Below are 2,640 nucleotides of genomic sequence, written 5' to 3'. Positions count from 1 at the left end.
GAGTCTCGTGGGCTCGGAAATGTGTATAAGGGACAGCGCCAGGGCTGCTCCAGCGGCACGCTGGCGGCAAGCAACCATTCGCCGCCCTGGTCGATGAAACGCGTCTCCTGGAAGTTGTCCAGGGCGCAGCGGATCGCCGCGCAGCTGGCCGGCGCGCTGAGGCCGACCGCACTGACCATGCCGGAGGCGACGATGCTCAGGGCCTGGCTCATGCCTCGCCCTCCTCGGCCTGGCGGCTGCGTACCAGTGCGGCAAGCGAGGGGTAGTAGTCCTTGCCCAGCTCGCGGGCGCGCCACCAGGCGGCGGACTTGCTGCCGACCAGCACCTGGGCGATCTCGAACAGGTTGCGCTTCAACGGCCGGCGGATACGCCAGGTGACTTCCACGCGACGGGCGTCGCAGTCCACCAGCAGGGTATCGATCCGCGCCTGCGCGGTTTCGTGGCCACCCTTTTTCAGGAAGAAGGTCACCGGCACCTCCCTGCGCGGCACGCGGAAGGCCGCGCGCTCCTCGCCGGTGAGGTTGAGCAGCAGGACCTCCTCGCCGCCGCGCAGATGGTCGGTCCACTGGTCGGCCGGCGCGGACTGGAAGTAACGCTCGTCGAAGTCGGCGGGCAGGAACGGGAAGCGCTCGGCCAGCCAGGCGTCGTCGTAGCGGCCGGCGAAGCCGACCCGGGCCTGCCAGTGGCGACCGAGCGGGCCGAGCGCCATCGGCGTGAAGCGGCCGTGGGGGCTGTCCACCGGCTCGCCGAGCTTTTCCGTGGCCGGCATCGGCGTGCCGACGATCTCGGCGGTGTCGGCGCTGCGCGGAAACCAGCCACATCCGGCCGGATTGGCCATGTAGCAATCCATGAAACCGGGGTTGTCCGGCGAGGCATGGCTGCCGCCGAAGGCACTGGCGTAGGAAATGTCCTGGCGCTGGAACGGCTGCGCGACGCCCGCGCCGGCACCGAGCAATCCCGGTTCCCACTGGCGCGGCCCATGCACCGTCAGCGCCTTGCTCACCCGGCCGACGCGGATGCCCGCGGTCAACTGCTGTACCGGCCGCCCGCCGGGCGCCCGGGCGCTGCCCAGCACCAGCACATCGCAGAACGGCTTGAAGGGAACGAACTCGCACTCCCGGCGCGGCGCGGAAAGCCCCGGCTCGCCATAGAATTCATCGACCATCAGCAGCGTCTGCTGCTCGTCCAGCAGGCGCGCCTCGCGACCGTCCAGCGGCAGGTCGAAACTGCCCTTGGCGATCACCACCAGCGACTCCCGGCCTTCGGCGTCGAGCCCCTGGTTGTAGGCGGCGGCCAGCGGGGTGGCGTTCAACAGTTCCATGTCGGGCCCGCCGCGCTCAGTTGATCTGCACCGAACCGCCCTTGATCCGGTTGACCCCGGTGGAGCGGCTGGAAAGATAGGCGCCACGGATGATCACCTTGCCGGCGCGGGTCAGGGTGATGCTGGCCTTGCCGCAGCGCAGGACGATCTCGCGTTCGGCGCTGAACTCCAGGCGTTCGCCGTCCAGCCGGGCGGACGCTTCCTGCGGCAGGCGCTGGATACGCCCGATCACCAGTGGCTGGCGCGGGTCGCCGGCGACGAACAGCAAAGCCACCTGGGCGCCGATATCGGCGCGACTGAGCTGGGTGGTGGTGGCCGCCGCCAGGCCGTGCTCGCTCGGGCAACCGGGATAGGCGACCACCGGAGCGGCGGCGTCCGGCACGTCGAGGAGGACGCCGATGACCACGCCGTCCAGGCGCGCGGGAAGGGCCGTCGTGGCCCCAGGTAGATGGATCTCGACACTCATGCGCTGACTCCCTGGCTCTGCGCCGCTTCAGTTCTGGAGGATCTTGCGTCCCTTCACCACCACGTTCTTGTCGGCCTTGACGTTGATCGCCCCGGATCCGTCGATGGTGATGTTCTTGCCGCTGATGACGATGCTGCCGTCCTTCTTCATGCGGATGCTGGCGGCACCGGTGACCAGGGTGATCGAGTCGCCGGCGTTGAGCGTGAAGCTCTTGCCCACGTCCAGGCTATCGTCCTTGCCCACCGAGGTATCGCGGCCCTGGCCGACGCTGCGCGACTCGTTCTTGCCGATGCTGGTGCTCTGGTTGCCGCCTATGTCGATGGTCTCGTTGGCGCCCACCGACTCGCTGCGGTCGGCGCCGATGCTGATCGTCTCGTTGTTGCCCACCGACTCGCTACGGTTCGCGCCGATGCTGATGGTCTCGTCGTTGCCGACGTCCTCGGTGCGATTGGCACCGATGCTGATCTTCTCGTTGCTGCCGACCTTCTCGGTGCGGTCGACGCCGATGCTGATGGTCTCGTTGCTGCCGACGTCCTCGGTGCGGTTCGCGCCGATACTGATCTTCTCGTTGTTGCCGACCTTCTCGGTGCGGTCGACGCCGATGGTTATGGTCTCGTTGTTGTCCACGGTCTCGGTGCGATCGTGCTTCACATGCACCGTCTCGTCGTGGTCGATGGTCTTGGTCCGGTCGTGGCCGACCCAGTGGCTCTCGTCGTTCTCGACCTCGATGTCCTGGTTCTTCTCGGCATGGATGAACAACTGCTCGGCGCCCTTCTTGTCCTCCATGCGGATCTCGTTGAAGTTGGCCGGCGTGCCGCCCTTGCTCGAACGGCTCTTGGTGCCGCTCTGGGTA

Annotated in this window: 2 protein-coding genes and 2 pseudogenes; all 4 read right to left on the bottom strand. The window is 67.8% G+C overall.

What is annotated here, in order from left to right; translation table 11 throughout:
• Nucleotides 1-212 (bottom strand): annotated as a pseudogene (locus FFS27_RS31390) (hypothetical protein); the annotation flags it as partial.
• Nucleotides 209-1,321, bottom strand: coding sequence for a DUF2169 family type VI secretion system accessory protein (locus FFS27_RS31385; RefSeq protein ID WP_023098304.1), 1,113 nt, complete (start codon nucleotides 1,319-1,321; stop codon nucleotides 209-211). The pseudogene FFS27_RS31390 and the gene FFS27_RS31385, both read right to left, overlap by 4 nt.
• 16 nt (nucleotides 1,322-1,337) lie before the next feature.
• Entirely contained in the window at nucleotides 1,338-1,787 is a 450-nt protein-coding gene (locus tag FFS27_RS31380) for a DUF6484 domain-containing protein (RefSeq protein WP_003083695.1), read from the bottom strand.
• A 27-nt stretch (nucleotides 1,788-1,814) separates the two neighbouring features.
• Nucleotides 1,815-2,640 (bottom strand): annotated as a pseudogene (vgrG1b, locus tag FFS27_RS31375) (type VI secretion system spike protein VgrG1b); the annotation flags it as partial.

Origin of the sequence: Pseudomonas sp. 2VD (assembly GCF_005503585.1) — a bacterium.
Lineage (GTDB): Bacteria > Pseudomonadota > Gammaproteobacteria > Pseudomonadales > Pseudomonadaceae > Pseudomonas > Pseudomonas aeruginosa.
The sequence above is the reverse complement of the archived record's forward strand: the minus strand, read 5'-3'. Positions and strand labels throughout refer to the sequence as shown.

Excerpts from the sequence above, each read along its gene's own strand:
- FFS27_RS31385 (WP_023098304.1), bottom strand. The coding sequence starts at position 1,321 with ATGGAACTGTTGAACGCCACCCCGCTGGCCGCCGCCTACAACCAGGGG.
- FFS27_RS31380 (WP_003083695.1), bottom strand. The coding sequence starts at position 1,787 with ATGAGTGTCGAGATCCATCTACCTGGGGCCACGACGGCCCTTCCCGCG.